The sequence below is a fragment of the Ochrobactrum sp. C6C9 genome (genome assembly GCF_022627935.1).
Taxonomy (GTDB): Bacteria; Pseudomonadota; Alphaproteobacteria; order Rhizobiales; family Rhizobiaceae; genus Brucella; species Brucella teleogrylli.
The window spans coordinates 72,429-97,657 of record NZ_JABXGB010000020.1 but is presented as its reverse complement, the minus strand read 5'-3'; the positions used below and the strand labels follow the sequence as shown (position 1 = coordinate 97,657).

The following is a 25,229-nucleotide window of genomic DNA, read 5'->3' as shown; positions in this document are numbered from 1 at the left end:
GTTCCAAAAGTCGTTCGGTGTGGCTGCAAATGGCAATTTTCTACGTTCCGGTGCTCACGTACCTTAAGTACGCTCCGCTCCGGTATTCGAAAATCACCATTTTCGCACACACATGCCGCTTTTTGATTCAGGCTCTAATGGCTCCTTGGCTGAAGGAGGGGATTCCGTGGACCAGGGTTTCAGGCCTGCAAAGGTCTCTGCGAGCAGCGAGCTTATCGAAGGCGCGAAACGTGCAGTGCCGATTGTGCTGGCGGGTTCACCTTTCGGCGTGTTGTTCGGTGCGGTCGCTATCGATAATGGCCTGTCCGTCGGCGAAGCGGTGTTTATGAGCGCATCGCTCTATGCCGGCGCCAGCCAGATGGTCGGCCTCGACCTGTTCGGGCAGAATATCGCACCATGGATGATTGTTCTCTCCATCTTCGCGGTCAATTTCCGCAATGTGCTCTATTCCGCGACAGTAGGGCGGCGCATCCGCCACTTCTCATTCTTGCAGAAGGCCGTCGCCTTCTTCGTGCTGGTCGACCCGCAATATGCGGAGGTGGAGATTCGCAGCGAAGCAGGCAAGAAGATCAGCTTCTCGTGGTATATGGGGCTGGGGCTGACGACCTATATTTGCTGGATTCTGGAAACATGGGTTGGCGCGATGTTCGGCGACCTGATTTCCGATCCTTACGCGATTGGCGTCGACTTCCTGCTGCCGATCTACTTCCTCGGCATGGTGATGAGTTTCCGGCATCGCAGGCATTGGTGGCAGGTGGTTGTCGTCAGCGCGATTTCTGCCATCGCCGCCTATAAATTCGTCGGTTCGCCCTGGCATGTAACGCTTGGGGCCGCCGGGGGCGTGTTGCTTGCCGCGCTTCTCGCTAAGCCGCAGAATGCGAAGGTTTGACGCCCATGGATACCACGACCTGGATCATCATTGCCGCAGCCTTCTTCACCTATCTGACCCGTATTGGCGGGCATCTGGTTTTGTCGCGTTTTGAGCGTTTGCATTATCGTGTGGAAGCGGCGCTGAATGCAGTGCCTGCGGCTGTGCTGACGGCGATTGTCGCCGCGCCCGCATCCGATCATGGCTGGCGCGAACTGCTCGTGCTGGCCGTTTGCATCATCCTGTCCTTGCGGGTCAGCATGATGACGATGTTCTTTGCTGGCGCAGCGCTATTGATTGCGCTACGCCATTTTTTCCCAATTTGAACTTATAGCGGGGCGGTGGCGGTCTCCAGCCACTTGCGTTCCGCATCCTTCAGATGGCCTGACAGCTTTGCACGCACGCGGGCGTGGTAATTGTTGAGCCAGTCCAGCTCTTCCTGCGTCAAAAGCGCCTTGTCGATCAAACGACGATCAATCGGGCAGAAAGTCAGCGTTTCGAAGCCCATCATCGGAATGTCACCGCCTTCCGGCAGTTCCGGCTCGGTGACGATGATAAGGTTCTCGATACGAATGCCGAACGAGCCCGGCTTATAGTAGCCCGGCTCGTTGGAGAGGATCATACCCGGCAGAAGTTCGTGCGAACCCGTCTTGGCGATCCGCTGCGGTCCTTCATGCACCGAGAGATAAGCGCCGACGCCATGGCCGGTGCCATGGGCATAATCGAAGCCGTGTTTCCACAGCGCGATGCGGGCGAGAACATCAATATCCTGTCCACGCGTGCCTGCGGGAAAACGCGCCGTGCTGATCGCAATCACTCCTTTCAGCACGAGTGTGAAAGCCTTGATGGTTTCAGGCGCGATTTTGCCCACCGGAACCGTGCGGGTGATATCGGTGGTGCCGTCGCGATATTGTGCGCCGGAATCGACCAGATAAAGCTCACCATCCTGTAGCGTGCGGTTGGTGTCGGTATTGACACGATAATGGATCACCGCGCCATTGGGGCCAGCGCCCGAAATCGTGTCGAAGGACACGTCTTCCAGCGGCATCTGGAAATCACGTCCAGCGCTGGCGCGTGATTCTTCCAGTTTTTGTGCTGCGCCGATTTCATCCAGCGTGCCGGGCTTTTGCGCATCGACCCAGGACAGGAAATTGACCATCGCCACGCCGTCGCGCTCATGCGCGGCACGTGAACCGTCAAGCTCGGCTTTGTTCTTTACCGCCCGTGGAATGCGGGCAGGGTCTTTGCCTTCGATCACAATGCCGCCTGCGCCGGTGACAATCAGGCGCAGTTTTTCTGCCGCAAGTGCGGGGTCGAGCAGAATGGCTTCACCCTTTGCGGCGCGTGCGCTGAGATGGCCTTCCAGATTGCTGGGAGCCGACAGCTTGGCAAGCTGGGTCAGATAAGCGCGGGGCTCAATGGCAAGCTTGGCTTCGTCGATGAATATTTCCGGTTCGCCCTTGGCCGGAATGATGGCGAAGCTCAAGGGCAGGGGCGTGTTGGAAACATCCTTGCCGCGGATGTTGAACACCCATGCGACCGACGAGGGATCCGTCAGCACGGTGGCCGTGGCGCCGCTGGCAGTGACCGCCTTCTGCATGTCCCTGATCTTGTCTGCGGCTTCATGACCCGCAAAACGTGCGGGCTGGATGGTCACGGCAGCGGTTGGCGCGGCGGGCTGATCGTCCCACACCGCATCGACCAGATTGGTTTCGACCGGAACCAGCGTGCCGCCCTGCTTTTCCAGCGCCTCGCGAAGCGCATGGGCTTCGGAAATGGTGTGGAGCCATGGATCGAAACCGATAGTCAGGCCCTTGCCGTTTTCGGCCAGCCAGACGGATGGCGGCGTGCTGACCAGACTTTCATAGGAAAAGATTTTCGGGTCGGTCTGCGCGCGAACCTGCAATTCGTAACGTCCGTCGATGAAGACATAGGCCGATTTCTTCAGGATGAGAGCCGCACCTGCCGAGCCGGTAAAACCCGTCAGCCAGGCGAGGCGCTGCGCATGAGGCGGCACATATTCGCCCTGATGTTCGTCGGCGCGAGGCACCAGAAAACCATCAAGGCTGAGGGCCGCCATTTTCTCGCGCAGCTTCGCCACGCGGGGCGCGCCATTGGCCGGATTGGTGGTGACGTCAAAGGACTGAAAAGCCATGGGTCTAACTCACAACAGATGGAAGATAACCGTTCTTGCGTCCCGTCTCCGGGATCGCATTATTTCAGATGGATCGCCACCCAACCTTCGCGATGCAGCGTCTTTTGATGCGTCAGGCCCTGCGCCTGATAGGCGGCGAGCACTGCATCATGCTGGCTGTCGAGGATGCCGGAGAGAACAATCGAGCCGCTCGGAGCCAGATGCTGTTTCAGCGAGGGCGCAAGTTCGATCAGCGGATTGGCGAGGATATTCGCGACAATCAGATCGAAAGGCGTATAGGAGCGGAAGATCGAATGGTCGAAACCTTCTGCCGTCGCCGTGATGACATGCTCGGCAACGCCATTTTTGGCGGCGTTTTCTGCCGCGACGGTGACAGCAATCGGGTCGATGTCGGTGGCAAGGACCGGGATCGGCGCGAGCTTTGCAATGGCGATGGCCAGCACGGCGCTGCCGGTTCCAAGATCGAGCGCATTGGTTGGATGTTCGTTCTCAACGACTTCCTCGATCAGTTCGAGGCAGCCAGCGGTGGTGCCATGATGGCCCGTGCCGAAGGCCAGACCCGCATCGATCTCAATCGGAATGTCGTTCGGTTCTATTTTGTCACGGTCATGCGAGCCATGGACGAAGAAACGCCCGGCGCGAACCGGCTTCAGACCTTCCAGCGAATGGGTGACCCAATCAATATCCGGCAGTTCCTCGGTTTCGAACTTGTCGGCACCGACAAGCTCATCCACACGGGCCGCGACCTCTTCAGCGCCGTCCTCGACATAGACCGAAACTTCGAAAATCTGCCGGTCTTCATCAATTTCGGTGATGGCGATGGGAAAGCCGTCATCCTCGAAAGCCTGCTCGAGAATATTGTAAACGCGCTCGGCTTCCGCCTTGTTCGCCGAAAAGAAAAGTCGTGACTGGGCCATGAGGTAAAAAGCTCTCTAAAAGTTCAAGAGCTTCTGTTTAGCTGTCAGAGCGCCGCGCGTCCATCCGAACACATAAATGGCGCTCCGAATCTTTGGGATTTACATGCCCGCCAAAGGGCGGTTGCCAAAGAAAGCAGGGTTCGGCTTTGAACTAGTGGATTGAATTTGACGTTTGAATCCCGGCTGACATAGATGCTGTTTCAAACGTCAAATTCGAAAAATCCACTACATACATATACTTGCTAGTGGTCTTTTTGATTCCAACATTTACTCAGCGCGTGAACCGAGGGATGCAAATGTTGGAATCAGACCACTAGCCGGCGGAAGCGCCCTTGGCGAGGTTCTTCAGCTTTTGCAGTGCGGTGTCCGGGTTTTCCTGATAGGCGATGGTGCTGCGGAAACGTCCGCCCTTGTCGAGCAGGAAGACGGATGCGGTGTGATCCATGCTGTATTCGCCGTCTTCGCCTGGAACCTTCTTGGCGTAGACATGGTACGACTTGACCATGTCGGCGATATTTTCCGGCGTGCCGGTGATGCCGACAATGCGCTTCGAGACATTGCCGACATAGGTTTTCATGATGTCTTGCGTGTCGCGCTCAGGATCGACGGTGATGAAATAGGCCTTGAGGTCCTGACCTTCATCACCCAGCTGGTTCAGCCAGCCGTCAAGCTCGTAAAGCGTGGTGGGGCAGACATCCGGGCAATGGGTGAAGCCGAAGAAAATGACCGAAGGCGTGGCGCGCAGGTCTTTTTCGGTAAAGGGCTGTCCATCCATCGTGACGAGATTGAGCGGTCCGCCGAAGGGTTCCTTCGCCGCTTGACGGTCCCGAAACATGTTGAAACCAGCAGCGCCGACAATCACGACGATGAAGGCAATGATGAAGATGGGCAGAAATTTTTTCATGTCCGATGAACCCTGCATTTCTGAGCGCGCCTTCGCGTGCTTTATAATCACGCACTTCTAGAGCATTTCCAGCAAAAGTGCGTAGCGGCTTTGCGTAGGATAATGCGTAAAAATAAATAGATAGAGCGGTTGCCCGATACCGTTTTAACCGGAACCGCTCTAAGTGGGCCTAATCTACGGTTCTTTTCTCAGTTTTCAATAATTTCTGAAATTTTTGTTCAATCATTTTGTTTGCCGGACAACCAAAGTTGAACGTGGAAGTCTGCTATTTCGTTTGGTATCGACCGGCGGATTGTTATATTTCAGTTATAAAACTGCAATACTTCAAGAGAACCGCATTGGAAATCGATTACGTAATTGCGTGGGTGGATGGTCAGGACCCGGCGCATAAGGCCTCGCGGCAGAAATTTGCGCCAGATTCCGAAAAGACACATTTCGAAGCGGTAACCAGTGAGCGCTACTTCGACAATGGCGAAATCTATTACAATATCGCCTCGGTGATTAAGTTCGCGCCGTTCATACGGCGTATCTTCATCATCACCGACAATCAGAAGCCGCGGCTGCTCGATGCTTTCGCGGCCGAGGGAAAATGTGATCCGTCCTTCATCCAGATTGTCTCGCATGACGATATTTTCAAAGGTCTGCCCGCGGCTCGCCCGTCCTTTAATGCGAGAGCCATCGAAGGTGCGGTGTGGCGCATACCGGGCCTTTCGGAACATTTCATCTATTCCAACGATGATTTCTTTCTGAATGCCCCGTTGGACGTGTCCGACCTTTATGAAAACGGACGCCCCAGATTGCATGGCGACTGGGTGCGACCAGAAAATTCCCGCTGGAAGTACAAGCTGCGGCGCTTTCTCGGAAAGATTTCCCGATACGAATACACGTTCCCGAAATTCCGCCTTGCGCAATGGAAAGGCGCTGTCACAGCCGGGGTGAAGGACAGGTTCCTGAGCATCCATCATCACCCGCATCCACTGAGACGCAGCACGCTGGCCTCGTTCTTTGCCCAACGCCCCGATGTCCTGAACCGGCAGGTGGGGTTCCACTATCGCAATATCGAACAGTTCAACACGGTTTCGCTCGCCAACCATCTGGAAATTGCGCAGCATAACACGCCCGTCCACCCGGCACGGGAACTGGCTTATCTCGATTTCGTGCAAGCCAGGCATTGGGGCCAGGAGCTGGACAAAATTCGCGATGGTTCGGCTCCGTTCGGCTGTGTGCAGGGCTTCGAACGGTTCGAGCCGCAGTTTCAGGCGCAAATTCATGCAGCGCTGCTCGCAAAGTTTGACGATGTGCTGCCGAATGTTATCAAGGCATACTTATCGAGCGAACAGAGTTCGCAGCAGGCGGCTTAAGTCGCCTTCAAAACCCTGAGACTTTTGATGGCCAATTCCGACGATCTTCGTTTCCAGAACAGCGAGCCGCGCATTCATTCAACCGCGCAGCTCAAATCCTCGAAGCTCGGACGCTATGCCGATATCGGCGAGCGGGTCATATTGCGCGAAGTGACGGTCGGCGACTTCACCTATTTCGAGCGCAATGGCGAAGGCATTTATGCCGAGATCGGCAAGTTTTGCTCCATCGCGGCCAATGTGCGGATCAATGCGCTGGAACATCCGATGGAACGGTTGACCACGCATAAGCTGAGCTACCGCCCCAATGAATATTTCCGCTATCTGGGTGTCGATGGCGATTTTCGCGCGCGCCGTCAGGCGAAACGGGTGGTGATCGGCAATGATGTCTGGATCGGCCATGGCGCGGTTATCACGCCGGGCGTGACGGTCGGTCATGGTGCGGTGATCGGCGCAAATGCCGTCGTAACGAAGGATGTCGCGCCCTATACAGTGGTCGGCGGCGTTCCGGCCAAACTCATTCGCAAGCGTTTCGATGATCCAATTGTCGAACGCCTGCTGAAACTTTGCTGGTGGGACTGGCCGGTCGAAAAGCTGTTCGAGGCCGTGCCCGACATTCAAACGATGGCGATTGGCGACTTCCTCGACAAATGGGAATAGGCGGTTCGGCGGCGGGTGTTTTTCAGTAAGCTCTTGCAAAGACGGGTCAGCCGCGCCACTTCTCCTCACAGGTTTTCAGGGAGAACATGATGAAGCAGACTTTCGCCGCTTTCGCTTTTCTTGCCATCTCGGCCCTGCCGGCGACTGCCGAACAGGTCGGTAAGGTTGGCGTGGATTGGGTCGGCAACGATATCGTCATTGATGCGGTGCCCGATCCGAAGGTCAAGGGCGTGACCTGTCATCTCGCATCCTTCTCGCGCAGCATGATCGACCGGTTGCAAAAGGGAAAGTGGTTTGAAGACCCGTCCAATGCATCGATTTCCTGCGAGCAGACCGGACCGATTTCCATCGGCGATATCGAGCTTGGCCAGAAGGGCGAGCGGGTCTTTTCCGAGCGCACAAGCCTGATCTGGAAGAAGCTGGTCATCACCCGCATTTACGACAAGCAGAACAATACGCTGCTCTATCTCGCCCACGCCACGCAGGTGCAGGATGGTTCGGCCAAGACTTCACTCTCGACCGTGCCGCTCTTTAGAGGCGATGTGACATGGGAAAAGGGCAAGCCGGAATAATCCGGCGCGCTTTTGTCTCGTTTAGGCAGGCGTCACGAAGCCATCAAGAACGCGCTTCTGTCCGGCCTTGTCGAAGTCGATTGTCAGCTTGTTGCCGTCGATGGCGGCGACTTTGCCATTGCCGAATTTCTGGTGGAACACGCGGTCGCCGACCTTGAATGCCGATGGCTTGTCGGCAACCGATTTCGCGACCAGTTCGCCTTCGATGGTGCGGCCCTTGACCGAACCGCGTCCGGCGCCGAAACCGGAATCGGTTTCGCCATAGCCGACGCGCTCGACGCGGCTGCCGGAGCGTGAACCCCAATTGTTGCGGGTCGCGTCCGAGCGGTTCTGCTGCGCGCGCTGCCAGCCCGGCGTCGAATAGCTATTCTGGAACGGATCGGCCCGGTCGAAGCGGGACTGGCCGTAACCACCACCATAGCCGCCGTAATTGCCTTCCAGCTCGGCGACCTCGACATGGGCTTCCGGCAGTTCTTCCAGAAAACGCGACGGAATGGTCGATTGCCACATGCCATGAATGCGGCGGTTGGACACGAACCAGATATGCAGGTTTTTCTTGGCGCGGGTGACACCGACATAGGCGAGGCGGCGTTCTTCCTCCAGCCCGGAGCGTCCGCCTTCATCGAGCGCGCGCTGGTGGGGGAACAGGCCTTCTTCCCATCCGGGCAGGAATACGGTTTCGAATTCCAGACCCTTGGCCGAATGCAGCGTCATGATGTTGACCGCATCCATATCTTCATTCTGTTCGGCATCCATCACCAGAGCGATATGCTCAAGGAAGCCGCGCAAGCTTTCATAATCCTCCATGGAACGGATCAGTTCCTTGAGGTTTTCCAGCCGTCCGGGCGCTTCCGCCGACTTGTCGTTCTGCCACATCGCCGTATAGCCGGATTCGTCCAGAATCGTCTCGGCAAGCTCGGTATGCGATGTGTTGTCGAGCAGCGACTGCCAGCGGAGGAAGTTTTCCACCACTTCGCGCAAGGCGGAGCGTGGCTTTGGCTTTAGCTCTTCCGTTTCGATCAGGTCACAGGCGGCAGCAAACATCGAAATGTCACGGGCGCGAGCATAGTCGTGAACCTGACGGATGGCCGCTTCGCCCAGACCGCGCTTCGGTGTATTGATGATGCGCTCCAGCGCCAGATCATCGGCTGGCTGCGCGACGACGCGCATATAGGCCAGCGCATCGCGGATTTCGAGCCGCTCATAGAAGCGCGGGCCGCCGATAACGCGATAGTTGAGACCAAGCGTCACGAAGCGGTCTTCGAATTCGCGCATCTGGAAGGAAGCACGCACGAGGATCGCCATGTTGTTGAGCATATGGCCCTGACGTTGCGCCTGTTCGATCGCTTCTCCAACGGCGCGGGCTTCTTCTTCCGAATCCCACGCTGCATGCACTTTCACGCGCGGATCGTCGGGATTTGGCGCTTCCGTGAAAAGCGTCTTGCCGAGGCGGCCTTCGTTGTGAGCGATCAGATGCGCGGCGGTGCCAAGAATATGTGCGGTCGAGCGGTAGTTGCGCTCAAGCTTGATGACAACCGCGCCCGGAAAATCCTTGTCGAAGCGCAGGATGTTGTCCACTTCCGCCCCGCGCCAGCCGTAAATCGACTGATCGTCATCGCCAACGCAGCACAGATTGACGCGCGAACCCTCACCCTGAGGTAAGGAAAGCGGGGTACGGCTATCAGGAGCGTTTCTTGGCTGCGGTCGTTGTGCGAGCAGGCGCAGCCAGAGATATTGCGCGGTGTTGGTGTCCTGATATTCGTCCACCAGAATATAGCGGAACTTGGCGTGATACTCGCGCAGTATATCGGGATGGTTGCGGAAGATGCGGATCGGATGCAGCAGCAAATCGCCGAAGTCGCAGGCGTTGAGCGTGCGCAGGCGCTCCTGATAGGCCTGATACAATTCGCGGCCCTTGCCATTGCCGAACGAGCGCGCATCGCCTTCCGGAATGTCGGAGGGACCAAAGCCCTTATTCTTCCAGCCGTCGATCATATTGGCGAAAGTGCGCGCAGGCCAGCGCTTGTCATCCAGACCTTCCGCCTGAATGAGTTGCTTGATCAGCCGGATCACATCGTCAGTATCGAGGATGGTGAAATCGGATGTGAGATTGACCAGTTCCGCATGGCGGCGCAGCAATTTCACGCCGATGGAGTGGAACGTGCCAAGCCATGGCATACCTTCCACCGCGCCGCCGACCAGATGACCGATACGCTCCTTCATTTCGCGCGCGGCCTTGTTGGTGAAGGTCACGGCGAGAATCTGGCTCGGATAGGCAAGGCCGGTGGTGATGATATGGGCGATGCGGGTGGTCAGAACACGGGTCTTGCCGGTGCCCGCACCCGCAAGCACCAGAACCGGGCCTTCGGTCGTCAGCACGGCCTGTCGCTGTTCCGGGTTCAGCCCTTTCAGGTAGTCAGGCTCGCCACGCTGTTGGTTGCGCGCGGCCATGGCGCGCGCCGCAATACCGCCGGTAGCTGGCGCGCGGCCAGCCGGTGCATCATCGCCGAAAAACGGCATATCGTCGGGAAAATCGGACATCTGACCCCGAATGTAATGATTCGTGGCTGAAAGACCAGCGAAACGGTTAAAATATTCGACTACTCTAATTGAGTAACGCGCCGGTCCGTGAAATTCAGGCGGTGGGCGGCCAGCGCTTCCACAAGGCCGCGCATTTCCGGCTCGCGCTGCAACAGATCGTCCAGCTCCGTCATCTGGTTCATGGCGATCAGCCGCAGGATATCGTCGCGAATGGTGCCGTCTTCACGACGCGGCAGGTGCGCGACCGGCTGGATCAGCTCCACCTTCTGGCTTTTCAGACGCGCCCGTAGGCTTTTTTCATCCGCATCCAGCGTTTCCACAAAAGCATAGAGACCCACGCCTTTGGCTGGCAGCGAATAAAGCGTCAGCGCCACATCCTTGACGCGCGGATCAGACTTGAGTGCGGCCAGAATCGCCGGGCCTTCATTGTCGATACGGTCGCCCGTGCCTTCACCATCCGACCAGCTGAAAATGCCGCGTGTGATGAAGTTGTAGACCTTCTTGCCGGTGGCGAGCCAGATGCGCGAGGGCAGCGAACGGCGCGCCAAAATACGCTTTTCCGTCGGCGTCATCAGATCCTTGGCGAATGCCCGTTTCTGCTTGATGAGGTGGCGGAAGTCTTCATACGCCATCAGCCGATAGAGCGCGCCACGACGACGATGGACGCTGGCAAGCTGGAAGTCGATCACAGCGGCTTCGCCTTCCGGCGTCATCAGCCAGTTTTGTGGCTTTGCAAGATCATTATGCGTGACGCCAAGACGGCGCATATCGCGTAAGATTCGATGCGCGGTGCGATACCATTTCGGATCGGACGGGCGCGCAAGATGCAGCGGCGTGCCTTCCGTCCACGAACGATAGAGGCCGTCGCGATCCGTTGCGATCAGCTGCGGCACACCTTCAATGCCGCGCACGGTCTTCAGACCGCGAATTTCGCGCCGGGCGAGAATCCATGCAAGCGGGCTCGACCACCAGGGAGCAGCGCTCACCACACGGCGGATAATGCGCGTGTCGGGATCGTTCGCAAAATAGCCCGCGCGCGTTTCGGAAAACACGTCGCGCTTAAACACGGCTGTCTCCACAAACGGGGGAATTTGGTCGCCCTTCAAAGGCACATCGATATTGGGGTTCTGAGCCATAAGGTTCCACTAGCGTCTTGTGTACCATCAATCAAGTTTGGCGATGAACGTCGGTGGATATCCGCTGTTGCAAACATGTGAATGAAGGGGCACAAGAAACCCATCTGAGTTTCCATGGAGCGATAAACGTGGCGCAAGGCGACGACACCAAATTGGCGATCGGGCAGATCATCCGTCAGGAACAGGCACTGATTTTTCCGTCTTTCGACGAGAACGACGCTTTTGCGCTCGGCCATAGAATTCGCGATATCGCCGTGAAGGAAAAGCTCGGCGTGGGCATCGATATTTCGCTGTGGGACCGGCGTTTGTTCTTCGCGGCGACTATCGGCACCACGGCGGATAATTCTGAATGGCTGCGCCGCAAGTTCAATGTCGTGCGCCGTTTCCATGCTTCGACCTATCGCCTGGTTCTGGAACAAAATCGTGAAGACCGGATGTTTGCGCCGCATAAGGCGCTGGATGTAAGTGAGTACGCGCTGGCGGGCGGCGGATTCCCGATCCGCGTTGCGGGCGCCGGTGTGATTGGAGCCGCCATCGTTTCGGGCTTGCCGCAGCGCGAGGATCACAATCTCGTCGTGCGCGCCATCGCCTTGCAGCTGGGGCAGGACCCGGCAGCATTGGCTCTTCCTGCTGTTTAATATTCCGGAGAATGAACAATGTCGCTTGAGCATGTGATCGCGCTTCCACGCAATGAAGAGGGGATCGCCGCTGTTGTCGGTATCCTCAAGCAGCGTTTTGGCGAGCGGGCGCAGACCGGGCAGGCCATGCGTGAGCAGCACGGCCACACCACCAGCTATGTGCCGACGCAGGCGCCGGATATCGTGGTGTTCGCTGAGAATACGCAGGACGTGCAGGATGTGGTGCGCATTTGCGCCGAACATCGCGTACCGCTGGTGGCTTTCGGCGCTGGTTCGTCGCTGGAAGGTCAGGTCAATGCGGCGGCGGGCGGCGTATCGCTCGATCTGACGCATATGAACCGCATTCTGGCCGTCCATGCCGAAGATCTCGACTGCGTCATCGAGCCGGGCGTCACGCGTAGGGAACTTAACGAATATCTGCGCGATACCGGCCTGTTCTTCCCCATCGATCCAGGCGCCAATGCGACGCTCGGCGGCATGGCCTCGACACGCGCATCCGGCACAAATGCGGTTCGCTATGGCACCATGCGCGAGAATGTTCTGGCGCTGAAGGCCGTCATGCCGGATGGTCGCCTGATCGAAACGTCCAAGCGCGTCAAGAAGACCGCCGCCGGTTATGACCTCACCCGCCTGCTGATCGGCGCGGAAGGCACGCTCGGCATCATTACGGAGCTGACCTTGAAGCTTCAGGGCATTCCGCAGGCAATTTCCGGCGGCATCTGTCCGTTCCCGGATGTGGAATCGGCCTGTCGCGCGGTGATCGATACGATCCAGATGGGCGTGCCGGTGGCGCGTATCGAGTTGGTCAACAAGTTGCAGATGGAAGCGCTGATCCTCTATTCGAAGCTGCCCTACGAAGCGCAGCCCTATCTGTTCGTGGAGTTCCACGGCACTGAAACCGGCGTTGCGGAACAAGCCGAGATTTTCGGCGAAATCGCCGCCGGACATGGCGGCGGACCGTTCCACTGGACACAGGACGCCGAGGAGCGCGACCGTCTGTGGCGGGCACGCCATGACGCCTATTTCGCCTCGTCGCTGCTGCGCCCCGGCTGCAAAGGCATTTCGACCGATCTCTGCGTGCCGATTTCGCGTCTGGCCGATTGTATCACCGAGACCGAACGCGATCTGGCGGAGAGCAACATCATCGCGCCGATCGTCGGTCACGTGGGCGATGGCAACTTCCATCTGCTTCTGCTGCTCAATACGGAAGACCCGGAAGAAATGGAGCGCGCGGAAGCTTTCATGGACCGGCTCGTGATGCGGGCGCTGGCCATGGAAGGAACCTGCACAGGCGAACACGGCATCGGTCAGGGCAAGATGAAATATCTCGCCATGGAGCTTGGTGAAGCGACCGATTATATGCGCATGATCAAAAAAGCGCTCGATCCGCTCAATATCATGAACCCCGGTAAAATCCTGATTTCGTGAATCAAATCAGCCTTTTGCGCCGCTCGGCTCAGAGGGTGATTCAGCGAGCGGACCTATTTGGATCGGTTGGGCGGCAGCTTGCCTTGTTGTCGCCGAACCGACGCTGTTTTTTGTTGCCGCGCAATCCTGAAAACCGCTTCGCACTTTGTGCGATGATGCACTATGTTGCGTTGGTAAATATGGCGTGATTCACCCATTGGCTCGCGCCTGACCGAACTCACCTGACTGACCGGAGCTGCTTCTTGGGCCGCATATTCGTCATGGTCGGCGGGCTTCTGGTGCTGCTTTTGACTGCGGCGCTAGTGGTGCCGCCTTTTGTCGACTGGAGCGGCTATCGGGCCGATTTCGAGCGTGAGGCGAGCCGCATTCTGGGACGTCCTGTCAAGGTGGCGGGCGATGTGAATGCGCGGCTGCTGCCGTTTCCATCCGTGACCTTTTCCGATGTCCGCGTCGGGGCTGATGCAACGCATCCGGTGATGACGCTCGACCGGTTTTCGATGGATGCGGAACTGATGCCTTTCCTGCGCGGTCAGGTGCTGATTTTCGACATGCGCGTCGAGCGTCCGCGCGTTTCGATCTCGCTGGACAAGGACGGCAAGGTGGATTGGGCCATTCGTCCGTCCACGCCGCTCGATCCATCGCAGATCAAGGTCGAACGGCTGTCGATCAGCGACGGCACCGTGACGCTGCATGACTTGGCAAGCGGGCGCGTTCATGAGGCCACGGGCCTGAATGCCGTGCTGTCGGCCAACAGCCTCGCGGGGCCATGGCAGGCGCAAAGCAGTTTTAGCCTTGCGGGCCGCAAGCTTTCCGTCGATCTGACGAGCGGCGAGGCGAAGCCTGACGGTTCCCTGCGATTGCGGGCGCGTGTTTCGCCGGAAGCTATTCCCGCCGCATTCGAAACCGATGGCGATATCGTCCTCAAGGACGGCCGGTTGAATTATGCGGGCGATTTTTCGCTGCGCTCCTCCGATATGGTGGCGCAAAACGCCAAAAGCCAGAAAGACGCGTCCGCCGACAAGCCGTTTTTCAGTGGCCTGCGCCTCACCGGCAAGTTTGCCGCCGATACCGACCGCTTCGATGCAAGCGAATTCCGCATGGAGCAGGGGCCAGCCGACAATCCTTACGTGGTCAATGGCAAGGCGCTGATTGATTACGGCAATGTGCCGCGCTTTGAAATCAGCGCCGATGGGCAGCAGATTTTCTGGGGCCCAAGCGAGACGGCGGAAGACCAGCAGGTTGCTTCCGCCATGCCGCTGACGGACCGCATCGCCATTGCGCGCCGCGTTCTCGAACAATTGCCAATCCCGACCATACCGGGCCGTATTGACCTTCGTTTGCCAGCGGTCGTTGCCGGTGGAACCACCATTCGCTCCGTAACGATCAACGCCGAACCCGATGGCGGCGACTGGAATATTCGCCAGTTCGCGGCTGACCTGCCGGGGCGCACCAAGGTCGAGGCCAAGGGCAGGCTTTCGGTTGGCGATGATTTCGGTTTCAAGGGCGAGATGCTGGTGGCATCGCGCCAGCCATCCGGTCTTGCCACCTGGCTCAATGAGACCGTGGATGAATCGATCCGCGCGCTCGACGGGGCCGGCTTCTCCGGCAAGGTCGATTTGCGCGACGGCATGCAGCGCATCGACGATCTGGAAATCGGTCTGGGCAAGACGTGGCTCAAAGGATCCCTGCTGCGGCAGGTCAATGGGGCGGCGCAGCCGACCATCGACGTCAATCTCCAGGGCGGCGCGGTGGAGAGCGATGCCTTGCAGGCTTTCGTTTCGTTCTTCTCCGGCGGCGAGGGGCTGGTGCTTCTCGATGCGCAAACGCTCAATGTCGGCTTCAAGGCCGGGCCTGTGCGGTTCAAGGATATGGAAGCGGCCAATGTCGATCTGGCGATGCGCCTTCACGATGGACGCTTCGATTTCGACCGGCTGATGATCAGCGATGTCGCCGATGCCACGCTGACGGCAACCGGCGCCTATGAGCCTTTCGCCAATTCACCGTCGGGCAAGCTCGACGCGACGATCCTTTCGGGCGATCTGTCCCGCTTTATCGCGTTGATGGCGAACCGTTATCCGCAGTTGCCGCTGTTTCACGCCTTGTCGGCGCGCGCGGCAAATTTCCCCGGTCTGTTTGAAGACAGCGAGATCAACGTGATCGCCAATGCGGTTGCGCCGGTCAGGCCGGAAACGCAAGCCAATCCCGCGAAGAACGGCGCAGCCAAGGGCAAAAGTGCGCGACCAGTCGAGACGAGACCCAAGACTTCGCCCGGCAGCGGCGAGTTCTCCTTCAGCGTCACTGGCAAGACCGGTGGGATGAAGCTCGACCTGTCGGGAACGGCCAGCGGTGGCGAGACGGAAGCAGACCCGTTGCAGATGCAGATGAACGGCACGGCTAGTTCCGAGCAGGGAGAGGCAGTGCTGGCGCTGATCGGCCTGCCGTCGCTGCCATTGGGCCTTGCCGGTGAACTTACCGCCGATCTGACCATGCAGGGCGCGCCAAGCGCCGGAATGCGGACGCTTCTCAAGCTGACGGCGCCGGATGGCACGGCTTCGGCTGACGGGGTGATTTCGCTGATCGGCAACGATATTGCCGCAAGCGGCAAGGCGCAGGTCAAATCAGCCGATCTGCAGCCATTCATCGCGACAGCGGGCTATGCATTGCCGGGTTATGGCGCGGGGCTTTCCGCTGAGCTTTCCAGTGATTTCCAGTTTGCCAAAGGCATTTTGCGCTTTCCGAATCTTGCTGGCCAGTTGGGTGGCGAAGATGTTTCGGCGCGGCTGGAGGCGAACTTTGCCGATAGCGGATTGCCGCAATTGAAGGGCGAAGCGAAGCTCGCTTCGCTTGAAGTCGATGGTCTGGCGGCCATCATGCTCGGTCAGGACGCGTTTGAACCAGCCAAGCCGACAGAAAAGTCCATCTGGCCGCGTGGGGCCTTTGCGGTTCGTCCGTCGCTGCCGCTGCTGATCGATGTGAAGTTGAATGTTGCTGAGGCGCATATGCAAGGTTTCGGCACGGCGACCGAGTTTTCGACGCGGCTGCAAAAGACGATCGATAGTCTGAGCCTCACCGAACTGACCGGAAACTGGGCAGGGGGTTATCTCGTCGGCACCCTGTCGTTGCGCAACAGCGACAAGAATGCGCTGCTTTCGACCGATCTGAAATGGAGCGGTGCGGACCTCGCCAATTTCTACCATCTGGAAGATGGTTCGGCCCCGCTGGGTGGTGTCGTCAAGGCTGCGGTGACGCTGAATGGCAGTGGCGAAAACGCTGCCGCGCTGGTCGGTTCTCTGGCGGGAACCGCGACCGTGGATGTCGAGAAATTCGCGGTCGCTGGTCTTGATGGTGCGGCGCTGCCTGCCATGGTCGCAGCCGCTGACGGCATTGGCGATCAGCCTGCGGGCGACGAAAAACTGGATGCGAAGCGGTTTGCCGCCATTGCCGACAAGGCCGTCGCCCCGGATGCGCGGTTTACGCCCGGCGACGCGCGTTTCGAATTCACGGTAGCGGGCGGTACGGCGCGGATGTCTGCCGCCAACCTGTCGGACGGCAACGCAGCTTTGTTGAGCGATTTGCAATTCGATCTTTCGACGCTCGGCGTCGGGGGCAGCGGAACTTTTACCTTCCAGGGTGATGAGGGCGCGCAGACCGGCCTTGCGCCGCAGGTGGCCTTCACCATCGGCGGAACCTATGACCGGCCAGAAGTGAAGCTCGACCGGCAGCCGCTTGTGCAGTTCCTGACCCAGCGCGCATTGGAGCGCGAGCAGGAACGCGTCGAGGCCATGCAGGCCAGTCTAATGGAAAAGCAGCGTCTGCGCCGTCAGCTTGGCGTATTGGAAGCTGATGCGGCGGAACGTGAACGTGCTCAGCAGGAAGACGAGACGCGCCGTCGTTCCGAAGCGGCGGCACGGGTTGCAGCAGAAAAACAAGCTGAGGAGAAGAAGCGTCGCGAGTCGGAGCAGCCGCGGCCAGCCAATCCGGAAGGCGGGGCCGAAAATGGCGCGGCGATGCCGTTGGCCAGCCCACAAGGTGGACAGTCGCTGAATGAATTCCTGAAAAGTCTGGAGCCAGCACCGAGCGCACCCGTGCCGCAGCCCTGATCGGTTTGCTATCAGCTGGCTGGTGGTATCTGCGATTTGAGCCAGTTCAATACGTGGAGCCGCAGCGCCGATGAGAGGTTGGTGGTGCGCTCACGCTTGCTGTCCACCTCGGCCACCAGTGATGCAATCGACTGGCCGCGCATTTCGGCGATCTGGTGGAGAATCTCGAAGAATTCGTCTTCCAGCGTATAGCTGGTCGCATGGCCGCGAATGCTGACCGAGTGCTTGCGCAGGCCGCCGGTGCTCAAAGCTCACCATCCGCGTCGTCTTTGCGCTCCAGGCGATTCACGTCCAGAAAGCGTTCGCTCTTGCGGGTCTCTTCGCGCGCGAAGTCTTTTTCCACTTTCGTTCGTCCGAAAAGAATGCGGTTTTGATCCGCCTGCTTTTCCTTGGCGTCACGCGCTTTCTTTTTCTTGAACTGCCGCAGATTGACGATGTCGCTCATGTCGATGTCTCGGATGGCTTAGAGCGCGTTTCGATCTGATTGCATCAGATCGGCGCTCTAATTCTTTGTTTTAACGCGCATCTAACCCGAAAACCGTTTCACACTTTTCGGGATGCGCTCTTAGTGCGTTGACACACGCTTTTATAACGCGGCGCTCCGACGGGCTGCAAGCTGTCGGCTTGGCTTACTGTCTCGGTTCCTTGGGATTGGTGAACCACCAGATCGCGACTGAAACCGCGACGAGCAGCAAAAGGCCGATGGTCATTTGCCAGAGGGGAAAGTTCGGCGCGTCGCTCGCGATGAAAAACGCAGCGATAACGCCGCTTATCCAGAGAACTGCCTGCGCTAACAAACGGACCATGAGATTCCCGCCTTGATTTCCACTGCCGTAATGGCCGCTATCCTATCATTTTAAAATTCGGTTGCCTTGATCGAAGTCAAAACGAATGGTCTGGTCAGTACGATACTATGAAATAACGCCCTGTCTGACGACAGTTTTATACGAACGGTTTTTGGCCACAGCAACATACTCGCAGCGCAGCCAAAGCCTTTATGAAATCATGCAAAGTTGGGAAGAAGATTTACTTCTTGCGGAAAGCGTCCAGCGATACCACGTCGGCGGATGGCTTCGGCGTATCTTCGCCCTCAGCATTATCTTTCGCGGCTGCTGCCTGCTTTTCAGCAGCAGTCTTGCGCGACTTCGCCTTGGGCTTTTCCGGCTTTTCGGGCGCGGTTTCCACCGGCATCATCTCGATTGGCGCGATATTGTGGTCTTCGTCATTGTCGCTGGTCGGCTGAACTGCCGCAACATCGAACTCAAGTTCGAAATTGACGGACGGGTCGTAGAAACCACGCACTGCCGAGAATGGTATCACCAACTTTTCGGGAATATCACCGAAAGACAGGCCAACTTCGAACAGCTGATCGGTGACATTCATGTCCCAGAACTGATGCTGCAACACGATTGTCATCTGCTCGGGATATTTCTCTTTCAGGCGCGTGGAAATACGCACGCCCGGCGCTCCGGTGAGGAACGTGATAAAGAAATGATGATTGCCCGGCAGGCCAGCCTTGGCCACCTCCGCAAGAACCTTGCGGATGACGCCACGAAGGGCTTCCTGAGCGAGAATGTCGTAACGGATCAGATCCTGTACCATGGGTTTCTTATCCCACGGATTCGCAGGCAGATGTCAAGTTCGTTCTCGCAGGAAACGATGATATATATCGCGAAAGTGCGGCAGCACTGCTCGATCTGTCAGGGGAGAGGGGCAGCTTGCGGCGACGAAGCGGTCCCGCCAAATGCCAGCAGAAATGTCCTGACGCCATTGATGGCGCTGCGTTCGATGATGTCGTCATCGATTGCGCATCCGTGCAAGGCGTGCAGCTGCGTATCGGCGCTGATCAGGGCCATGAAATGCAGTGCCGCCAGATCAGGATCATTGAGGCGCAAATGTCCCGCCAGCGCCAGACGGGACAGGCACGCGGCAATGGCCGGGACAGCCTGCGCCGGACCCTTGGTCTTGCAGATATAGCCCGCGAAAGACATGTCGGGCGTACTCGACTGCAAAAGCTTGCGCAGAAAAGCACCCGATGGATCGTAAACGCAGTTCCGACTCATGCGGATCGCGAAGGCCGTCAGATCCCGCTCAAGATTGTCACCGCTCTGTGGAAAAGTGGACAGCACGGCAAACAGGCTTGCATTCATGCGGTCCAAGGCGTCTTCAACCACAGCGGCAAGCAAAGCTTCCTTATCGCGGTAGTGGTTATAGATGGTCTGGCGCGAAACGCCGGCCTCGTTTGCAATCAGATCGATGCTGGCGCCCTGAAACCCGTCGCGCGAGAAAACACGCGCCGCAGAACACAGGATGAAATCGCGCTTCATGCACTGCCCAGGCTTCATGGCGGCAGTGTTTGCAGCGGCATTCAGCCCTTTTCCGGTGGTGCTACGCTTCACCGGCGGGGCGGCCATTTCGATTATGTCAGTAGGTTTCATAAGCCCAACATAAGATGACTTGACGTTTTGGACAATGGTGTCTAATTTGACATCAATGTCAAATTCCTTTTGGCATTTCGTCTAGACAAGAGACTGTGACAGTCATTTCAGAAGTCTGGTTTGCCCGTTTAAGCGCGTATATCCCGGATATCATCTGAAAAGCCATAGCAGTTACATAGAGTTATTCAATCCAGTACCGGTTTTGCGAGCCCAGCGATCCACCCTCCCAAGCGAAGTTGGCGATCCGAAACCGGTGCGGGCACCTCACGAAACATTGATGAAAGCGCGTCTCCCATGGCTTCGAGTCTTGTGCGCAATGCGATTGTTCTTGGTCTTCTTTCCGCCGTCGGTCCCTTCGCGATCGACATGTATCTCCCTGCCTTGCCGACGATTGCCGCCGACCTCCATGCGGAAACCGGCGCGGTGCAGATGAGTCTGCTTGCCTTCTTCATCGCCTTGGCGATTGCCCAACTTTTCTGTGGGCCTCTGTCGGACATGGTCGGGCGCAAAGTCCCGCTTTACGGTGGGCTGATTCTGTTCGCCATCGGCAGCGTCGGCTCCGCGCTGGCGACCAACATTGATGTGCTGGTGCTGTTTCGCTTCCTGCAGGGGTTGGGTGCTGCGGCGGGCATGGTGATTCCGCGCGCTGTGGTGCGTGATCTGCATACCGGCGTCGAAGCGGCGCGGCTGATGTCGCTGTTGATGCTGGTCTTCTCCATTTCGCCGATTCTGGCGCCTCTCACGGGCTCGGTCATTATCAGCTTCTTTGGCTGGCGCGGCGTGTTCTGGGCTGTTCTGGTCGCGGCGATTATCGGCCTTGTGCTGCTTGCGACGGCCCAACAGGAAACGCGAACGCGTGAAGCGCGGCTTGAAAGCAGCGTTGGGAGCGCGCTGCGCGGCTATGGCCGCTTGCTCAAGGACCGCTATTTCCTAGGGCTGGTTTTCGTCGGCGGCTTTGGCATTGCCTCGTTCTTCGTTTATCTGGCCAATTCATCCTTCGTGCTCATCGATCACTACGGTCTGACCCCGAACGAATATGCGCTGGCTTTCTCGGCCAATGCGGTGTCGTTCTTCGGCGTTTCCCAGCTGAATGGTTGGCTGGGTGCGCGATTCGGGCTGCGCCGTGTAATGCGCTTTGCCGTATCCGGTTTCGCTGCCGCCATGCTCGCTATGTTCGCAGCCGTACTGATGGGGCATCAATCGCTCTGGCTGATCGCAAGTTTCCTGTTCGTCGGTTACGGCTTCCTCGGGCTGGTTATACCGACCACGGCGGTTCTGGCGCTGGAAGATTATGGCGCGATTGCCGGTACGGCTTCGGCGCTGATGGGAACGCTGCATTTTGTGATTGGCGGTCTGGCGATTGGCATTACCGGTTCGTTCTTCGACGGAACGGCTGTGCCTATGGTCGGCGGAATCGCCGGTTGTGCGCTGACCGCATTCGTGCTGACGCAGATCGTTCTCTCCCGCAAAGCGAGCGATCTCGATACGGAAGCAGCAGCAGCCTGAATTGAAGAGGGAAAGTGGAGGCTTCTGTTGCCAGGTGCCTCCGAACCCCGCCTTAAGGTGCTAACCCTAAGGGCTTTAGAGTGGGTTTCCCGCACCGCCATTAGGCAGCGAGAGCATAACCCTGAGCTTTGTTGTCATTTGCAACTACTCAATTGACCCGATAACGGTGGTATCATGCCGAGTAAAAGAGCGATCTTTACACCCTTGTCGATCCTATTTCGCCCCCGCCACAGCACAGACCAATCATAGAGCCTGTGTTCTGGTGGAGGCGCCGGGTACCGCCCCCGGGTCCAATGGGTTTATTACACCGTCCGTTTATCACCATAGCTGGCTTGCGCCAGCGAGACGTATATAGGCGCGGTCGATCCATATTGGAAGAGGGGCGGTTATATTTGTCAGGGGCAAATTTACTCCTGAATTTTCTGAAATATGAATAGGGCAGCTCGTTTCGTCGCTTCGGGAAGCGAAGCAACTTCAAGCGTTTCATGCTCGGTATGTGCGCCCGAACCCCATGGCCCCAATCCGTCAATGCCCGCTTTTACATAAGGCGTGATATAGGAAATATCCGCGCCGCCACGCTCATCAGGGGCTACAGCCTTCAGCGCAGGGCCGCCAAGTTGCTGCGATATGGCGCTATATTGCAAGAGCAACGCATAATTGGCGTTGGTTGCTGGCATTGCTGGCATGATATCCTGAAACTCGACCTTGCTGTGTGTCCCGGAAAGCGGCTGCGCTGTGATCTTTTGCAGGGAGGCTTCAATCGCGTCACGTTCATCCTTCGTCATGAAGCGCAGATCGCCATGCGCCAGTGCATTGGGCGGAACGATGGTCTTGCGCCCGCTGGCGGTCCCGGTTCCCTGATCAATATCCTCGTGGACCTGCTGCCCGCCGAGGAGAAGCCCTACATTCATGGTGATATCGGGCGTTTTCGTTAGTTCCATACGCAATGCATCAATCACTCTGGCTATTTCATAAACAGCGCCAAAGCCGACATTGGGCTGGAAAATCTGCGAGGAATGTGCGGCATTTCCGGTGGCGGTCAGAAACCACTCGGACAGGCCGCGTCTGGAGACGACCAGTTCATCGGGGGCAAGTGCAAATTCAAACCCCAGCGCGATATCGCTTTGTTTCGCGGCGTCCATCAGAACTTTCCGGGAGAGGCTCGTCGGTCGCGCCGCCAGTTCCTCGTCGCCGGTCATGACGATTGTGATATTCGCATTTTTGAGCGCATCGGCGTTTTTAAGCGCCTTCATCGTATAGAGAATGGTGACCAGCCCGCCCTTGTCATCGATGACGCCGGGGCCGCTTGCCTGTTTTCCGTCATGAGAAAGGGTGAAGTGCTGGAACTTGCTTGTTGGCGGAAACACCGTATCCAGATGCGCGATCAGGAGAATGCGCGTCTTCGCGTTTCCGGTATGTCGGGCGACCAGTGTACCCGCATGTTTCAAGTCTGCCGGAAGATCATGCCATCGAACATCAAAGCCAAGCGCTTCGAATTCCGGTTTCAGAAGATTCCCGATCTGTTTCACGCCGTCGGCGTTTGCGGTTCCGCTGTTGATATTGACCAGTTTTTCAAGCAGCAACAGCTGCTCATTTTTATGATCTTGAATATAACCCGCAATATCTTTCTGCGAAATGTCCGCTGATGCCGAATAGGCGTGAGCTGGATAAAGAAAAATATGCAATGCAGTGATAATAGATAAGGATCGAAACATAATAAAACCTGTCGTAAAATTGGAAGTAGATTTCAAATTTTTATCAAATAGGCGTTATATGCGTGAAGAAATTTTTATACCGAGATTATGTTAAGTTAGATTTTGTTCTTTGCAGGGCAAAAGCTCATTCTCACGGGTTGTTCCCCATAATTGCCGTTGACAGCTTGCTCTCACTGGTCAATCTTGGTCGTATATATATTGGAAAGGCTGGAGTTTTCTTCCGGTCTATCCGGAATTGCGGTTTAGACTGGGCGGTGTGCCCCACTGAAGGAGAGCCGATATATGAGTGAATACCTCGCAGATGTCCGTCGCTACGATGCCGCCGCCGATGAAGCGGTTGTCGAGAAGATCGTCAAGCATTTGGGCATTGCGCTACGCAATCGCGACTCCTCGCTCGTTTCTGCGACCGATCCGGAAGAACTGAAGCGTGTGCGCGACAGCTGGGTTGGCAAGAAGCTCGGCGTGACCGATGCCGCCAAGGCGGAAGAAGTGGTGAACCACGTTGCGGAAGTCATGAAGGGCGACCGCAACAAGCACCGCGTGACCTTCTATTATCTGGTGGCAAAGCAGCTCGGCAAACTCGGCGATCTCTGAGAACCTGTTCCAAAAGTCGTCCTGTGCGGCTGCAAATGGCAATTTTCTCCGTTCCGGTGCTCACGTACTTTAGTACGCTCCGCTCCGGTACTCGAAAATCACCATTTTCGCACACACATGCCGCTTTTTGATTCAGGCACAGATCGGTGCATATTGCCTGTGGAATTCGAACCCCGGTGCCCCGCGCCGGGGTTTTTCCTTATAGTAGGGTCGAAACGAATCGATCTCGAAAAACCCTATCCGGGAACATCCCATGCGCACCTATCTCGATCTTCTCCAGCATGTGCTCGACAACGGCACCGATCGCGGCGACCGCACGGGCACGGGCACGCGCTCGGTTTTCGGCTATCAGATGCGCTTCAATCTGGAGGAGGGCTTTCCGGTCCTGACCACCAAGAAGCTGCATCTACGCTCGATCATCTATGAGCTGTTGTGGTTTCTGAAGGGCGATACCAATATTGCCTATCTCAAGGAAAACGGCGTTTCGATCTGGGATGAATGGGCGGATGATAAGGGCGATCTCGGCCCAGTTTACGGCTATCAGTGGCGCTCCTGGCCAGCGCCGGATGGTCGCCATATCGACCAGATCGCCAATCTCATGAAGATGTTGCATGGCAATCCGAATTCCCGCCGCCTGATCGTGTCGGCCTGGAACCCGGCGCTGGTCGATGAAATGGCGCTGCCGCCGTGCCATTGCCTGTTCCAGTTCTATGTCGCGGACGGAAAACTGTCCTGCCAGCTCTATCAGCGTTCGGCGGATATATTCCTCGGCGTGCCGTTCAACATCGCTTCCTACGCGCTTTTGACCATGATGATCGCGCAGGTGGCGGGCCTCAAGCCCGGCGAATTCATCCATACGCTGGGTGACGCGCATATTTATTCCAACCATTTCGAGCAGGCGCGGCTGCAATTGACGCGCACGCCGAAAAAGCTGCCGGTCATGCGCATCAATCCGGATGTGAAGGACCTGTTTGCCTTCCGTTACGAGGATTTTGCGCTGGAAGGCTATGAAGCCGATCCGACGATCAAGGCGCCGATTGCGGTATGAGTGAGAGCGTGAACACGGATAAGCCGGTCGTTTCGATTATCGTGGCTGCAGCCGAGAATGGCGTGATCGGGCGCGACAACGATATGCCATGGCGGCTTTCGACGGACCTCAAGCGCTTCAAGGCGCTGACGCTCGGCAAGCCGGTCATCATGGGGCGTCGCACATGGGAGTCGATCGGGCGACCCTTGCCGGGACGACCGAACATCGTCGTGACCCGCGATGCGAATTTTCAGGCTGAAGGCGCACATGTCGTCGGCTCGCTGGAAGAGGGCATTGCGCTTGGGCGCAAGCTTGCCGAAGAGCTCGGCGCTGGCGAGGTTTGCATCATTGGCGGCGGCAAGATTTATGCGCAGGCTTTGCCGCTGGCGGACCGCGTGCATCTGACGCGGGTTCTGGCGGCAATCGATGGGGACACACATTTCCCGGAGATTAAGCCCGATGCGTGGCGTCTGGTCTCGTCGGAAGACGTGCCAGCCGGTGATAAAGACAGCCATCCGACCCGCTATATGGTTTACGAAAAGCGTGTTGCGTAAAGCATAACATAGGAATTTTATTGCGCTTCCGTTGAAAGCGCGCCTCCCGATGCCTATAAAACGGTAACATTAGTTGATGACGGGGGTTTGCGCCTTGCTTTCCCGTCTTCCGGGAGCA

Annotated in this window: 23 protein-coding genes and 1 other RNA gene; 12 read left to right on the top strand and 12 right to left on the bottom strand. The window is 57.5% G+C overall.

Features of this window, described 5'->3' with window-relative positions; genetic code table 11:
* The first annotated feature begins 166 nt into the window (after positions 1-166).
* Entirely contained in the window at positions 167-889 is a 723-nt protein-coding gene (locus HWD97_RS16520) for an AzlC family ABC transporter permease (RefSeq protein ID WP_109369401.1), read from the top strand.
* A gap of 5 nt (positions 890-894) precedes the next feature.
* Complete coding sequence (locus HWD97_RS16515) at positions 895-1,194, top strand: AzlD family protein (RefSeq protein ID WP_109369400.1); 300 nt, start codon at positions 895-897, stop codon at positions 1,192-1,194.
* Between the two features lie 2 nt (positions 1,195-1,196).
* Here the strand turns inward: HWD97_RS16515 and HWD97_RS16510 are convergent, their stop codons facing one another.
* The 3 genes from HWD97_RS16510 to HWD97_RS16500 form a co-directional block, all read right to left on the bottom strand.
* Positions 1,197-3,023: an aminopeptidase P family protein gene (locus HWD97_RS16510; RefSeq protein WP_109369399.1), complete on the bottom strand. Its 1,827-nt coding sequence runs from the start codon at positions 3,021-3,023 to the stop codon at positions 1,197-1,199.
* A 59-nt stretch (positions 3,024-3,082) separates the two neighbouring features.
* The gene (locus tag HWD97_RS16505) at positions 3,083-3,940 is read right to left on the bottom strand and encodes a 50S ribosomal protein L11 methyltransferase (protein ID WP_109369398.1); all 858 of its coding nucleotides are present in this window, start codon (positions 3,938-3,940) and stop codon (positions 3,083-3,085) included.
* A gap of 313 nt (positions 3,941-4,253) precedes the next feature.
* Positions 4,254-4,844: an SCO family protein gene (locus tag HWD97_RS16500; RefSeq protein WP_109370262.1), complete on the bottom strand. Its 591-nt coding sequence runs from the start codon at positions 4,842-4,844 to the stop codon at positions 4,254-4,256.
* Positions 4,845-5,182: 338 nt separating this feature from the next.
* Between HWD97_RS16500 and HWD97_RS16495 the strand changes: the two genes are divergently transcribed.
* The 3 genes from HWD97_RS16495 (at position 5,183) to HWD97_RS16485 (ending at position 7,434) form a co-directional block, all read left to right on the top strand.
* Positions 5,183-6,205 (top strand): Stealth CR1 domain-containing protein, encoded by a 1,023-nt coding sequence (locus tag HWD97_RS16495; RefSeq protein WP_371835265.1) that lies wholly within the window; start codon positions 5,183-5,185, stop codon positions 6,203-6,205.
* Positions 6,206-6,232: 27 nt separating this feature from the next.
* Positions 6,233-6,862 carry a DapH/DapD/GlmU-related protein gene (locus tag HWD97_RS16490; RefSeq protein ID WP_121536378.1) on the top strand — a complete coding sequence of 210 codons (630 nt, stop codon included), beginning with the start codon at positions 6,233-6,235 and terminating at the stop codon, positions 6,860-6,862.
* A gap of 89 nt (positions 6,863-6,951) precedes the next feature.
* Positions 6,952-7,434 carry a CreA family protein gene (locus tag HWD97_RS16485; RefSeq protein WP_121536376.1) on the top strand — a complete coding sequence of 161 codons (483 nt, stop codon included), beginning with the start codon at positions 6,952-6,954 and terminating at the stop codon, positions 7,432-7,434.
* Positions 7,435-7,455: 21 nt separating this feature from the next.
* Here HWD97_RS16485 and HWD97_RS16480 read toward each other — a convergent pair whose 3' ends face one another.
* Together HWD97_RS16480 and HWD97_RS16475 are read right to left on the bottom strand one after the other, a co-directional pair.
* Entirely contained in the window at positions 7,456-9,975 is a 2,520-nt protein-coding gene (locus HWD97_RS16480) for an ATP-dependent helicase (RefSeq protein WP_121536374.1), read from the bottom strand.
* A 59-nt stretch (positions 9,976-10,034) separates the two neighbouring features.
* The gene (locus HWD97_RS16475; protein WP_121536372.1) at positions 10,035-11,111 is read right to left on the bottom strand and encodes a serine/threonine protein kinase; all 1,077 of its coding nucleotides are present in this window, start codon (positions 11,109-11,111) and stop codon (positions 10,035-10,037) included.
* 128 nt (positions 11,112-11,239) lie between these two features.
* Here HWD97_RS16475 and HWD97_RS16470 point away from each other — a divergent pair, with 128 nt between their 5' ends.
* The 3 genes from HWD97_RS16470 to HWD97_RS16460 all read left to right on the top strand — a co-directional run bounded on the left by HWD97_RS16470 (position 11,240) and on the right by HWD97_RS16460 (position 17,277).
* Positions 11,240-11,749 (top strand): heme-degrading domain-containing protein, encoded by a 510-nt coding sequence (locus tag HWD97_RS16470; RefSeq protein WP_121536370.1) that lies wholly within the window; start codon positions 11,240-11,242, stop codon positions 11,747-11,749.
* Positions 11,750-11,767: 18 nt separating this feature from the next.
* Positions 11,768-13,177, top strand: a complete 1,410-nt coding sequence (locus tag HWD97_RS16465) for an FAD-binding oxidoreductase (protein WP_121536368.1) — start codon at positions 11,768-11,770, stop codon at positions 13,175-13,177.
* Between the two features lie 242 nt (positions 13,178-13,419).
* Positions 13,420-17,277: an AsmA family protein gene (locus tag HWD97_RS16460; RefSeq protein WP_371835264.1), complete on the top strand. Its 3,858-nt coding sequence runs from the start codon at positions 13,420-13,422 to the stop codon at positions 17,275-17,277.
* An 11-nt stretch (positions 17,278-17,288) separates the two neighbouring features.
* Here HWD97_RS16460 and HWD97_RS16455 read toward each other — a convergent pair whose 3' ends face one another.
* The 5 genes from HWD97_RS16455 to HWD97_RS16435 form a co-directional block, all read right to left on the bottom strand.
* On the bottom strand, positions 17,289-17,525 hold the full coding sequence (locus HWD97_RS16455; protein ID WP_109369389.1) for a ribbon-helix-helix domain-containing protein: 237 nt from the start codon (positions 17,523-17,525) through the stop codon (positions 17,289-17,291).
* The gene (locus HWD97_RS16450; RefSeq protein WP_109369388.1) at positions 17,522-17,722 is read right to left on the bottom strand and encodes a DUF4169 family protein; all 201 of its coding nucleotides are present in this window, start codon (positions 17,720-17,722) and stop codon (positions 17,522-17,524) included. The genes HWD97_RS16455 and HWD97_RS16450 overlap by 4 nt, the downstream gene beginning before the upstream one ends.
* Before the next feature lie 184 nt (positions 17,723-17,906).
* Positions 17,907-18,083, bottom strand: coding sequence for a hypothetical protein (locus HWD97_RS16445; protein WP_167836041.1), 177 nt, complete (start codon positions 18,081-18,083; stop codon positions 17,907-17,909).
* Positions 18,084-18,303: 220 nt separating this feature from the next.
* Entirely contained in the window at positions 18,304-18,879 is a 576-nt protein-coding gene (locus HWD97_RS16440) for an SspB family protein (protein WP_109369387.1), read from the bottom strand.
* Between the two features lie 98 nt (positions 18,880-18,977).
* Complete coding sequence (locus HWD97_RS16435; protein ID WP_109369386.1) at positions 18,978-19,715, bottom strand: TetR/AcrR family transcriptional regulator; 738 nt, start codon at positions 19,713-19,715, stop codon at positions 18,978-18,980.
* Between the two features lie 294 nt (positions 19,716-20,009).
* On the opposite strand from HWD97_RS16435, the gene HWD97_RS16430 reads away from it, so the two are divergent.
* On the top strand, positions 20,010-21,221 hold the full coding sequence (locus tag HWD97_RS16430) for a multidrug effflux MFS transporter (RefSeq protein WP_109369385.1): 1,212 nt from the start codon (positions 20,010-20,012) through the stop codon (positions 21,219-21,221).
* 13 nt (positions 21,222-21,234) lie between these two features.
* Here the strand turns inward: HWD97_RS16430 and ssrA are convergent.
* Positions 21,235-21,602, bottom strand: a transfer-messenger RNA (tmRNA) gene (gene ssrA, locus HWD97_RS16425).
* Between the two features lie 26 nt (positions 21,603-21,628).
* On the bottom strand, positions 21,629-22,804 hold the full coding sequence (locus HWD97_RS16420; RefSeq protein WP_209445957.1) for a M20 family metallopeptidase: 1,176 nt from the start codon (positions 22,802-22,804) through the stop codon (positions 21,629-21,631).
* Positions 22,805-23,218: 414 nt separating this feature from the next.
* On the opposite strand from HWD97_RS16420, the gene HWD97_RS16415 reads away from it, so the two are divergent.
* The 3 genes from HWD97_RS16415 to HWD97_RS16405 all read left to right on the top strand — a co-directional run bounded on the left by HWD97_RS16415 (position 23,219) and on the right by HWD97_RS16405 (position 25,111).
* Entirely contained in the window at positions 23,219-23,530 is a 312-nt protein-coding gene (locus tag HWD97_RS16415; protein ID WP_109369383.1) for a DUF2853 family protein, read from the top strand.
* A 253-nt stretch (positions 23,531-23,783) separates the two neighbouring features.
* Positions 23,784-24,578 (top strand): thymidylate synthase, encoded by a 795-nt coding sequence (locus tag HWD97_RS16410; protein WP_109369382.1) that lies wholly within the window; start codon positions 23,784-23,786, stop codon positions 24,576-24,578.
* An 8-nt stretch (positions 24,579-24,586) separates the two neighbouring features.
* On the top strand, positions 24,587-25,111 hold the full coding sequence (locus tag HWD97_RS16405; protein ID WP_121536618.1) for a dihydrofolate reductase: 525 nt from the start codon (positions 24,587-24,589) through the stop codon (positions 25,109-25,111).
* The last annotated feature ends 118 nt before the right edge of the window (positions 25,112-25,229 follow it).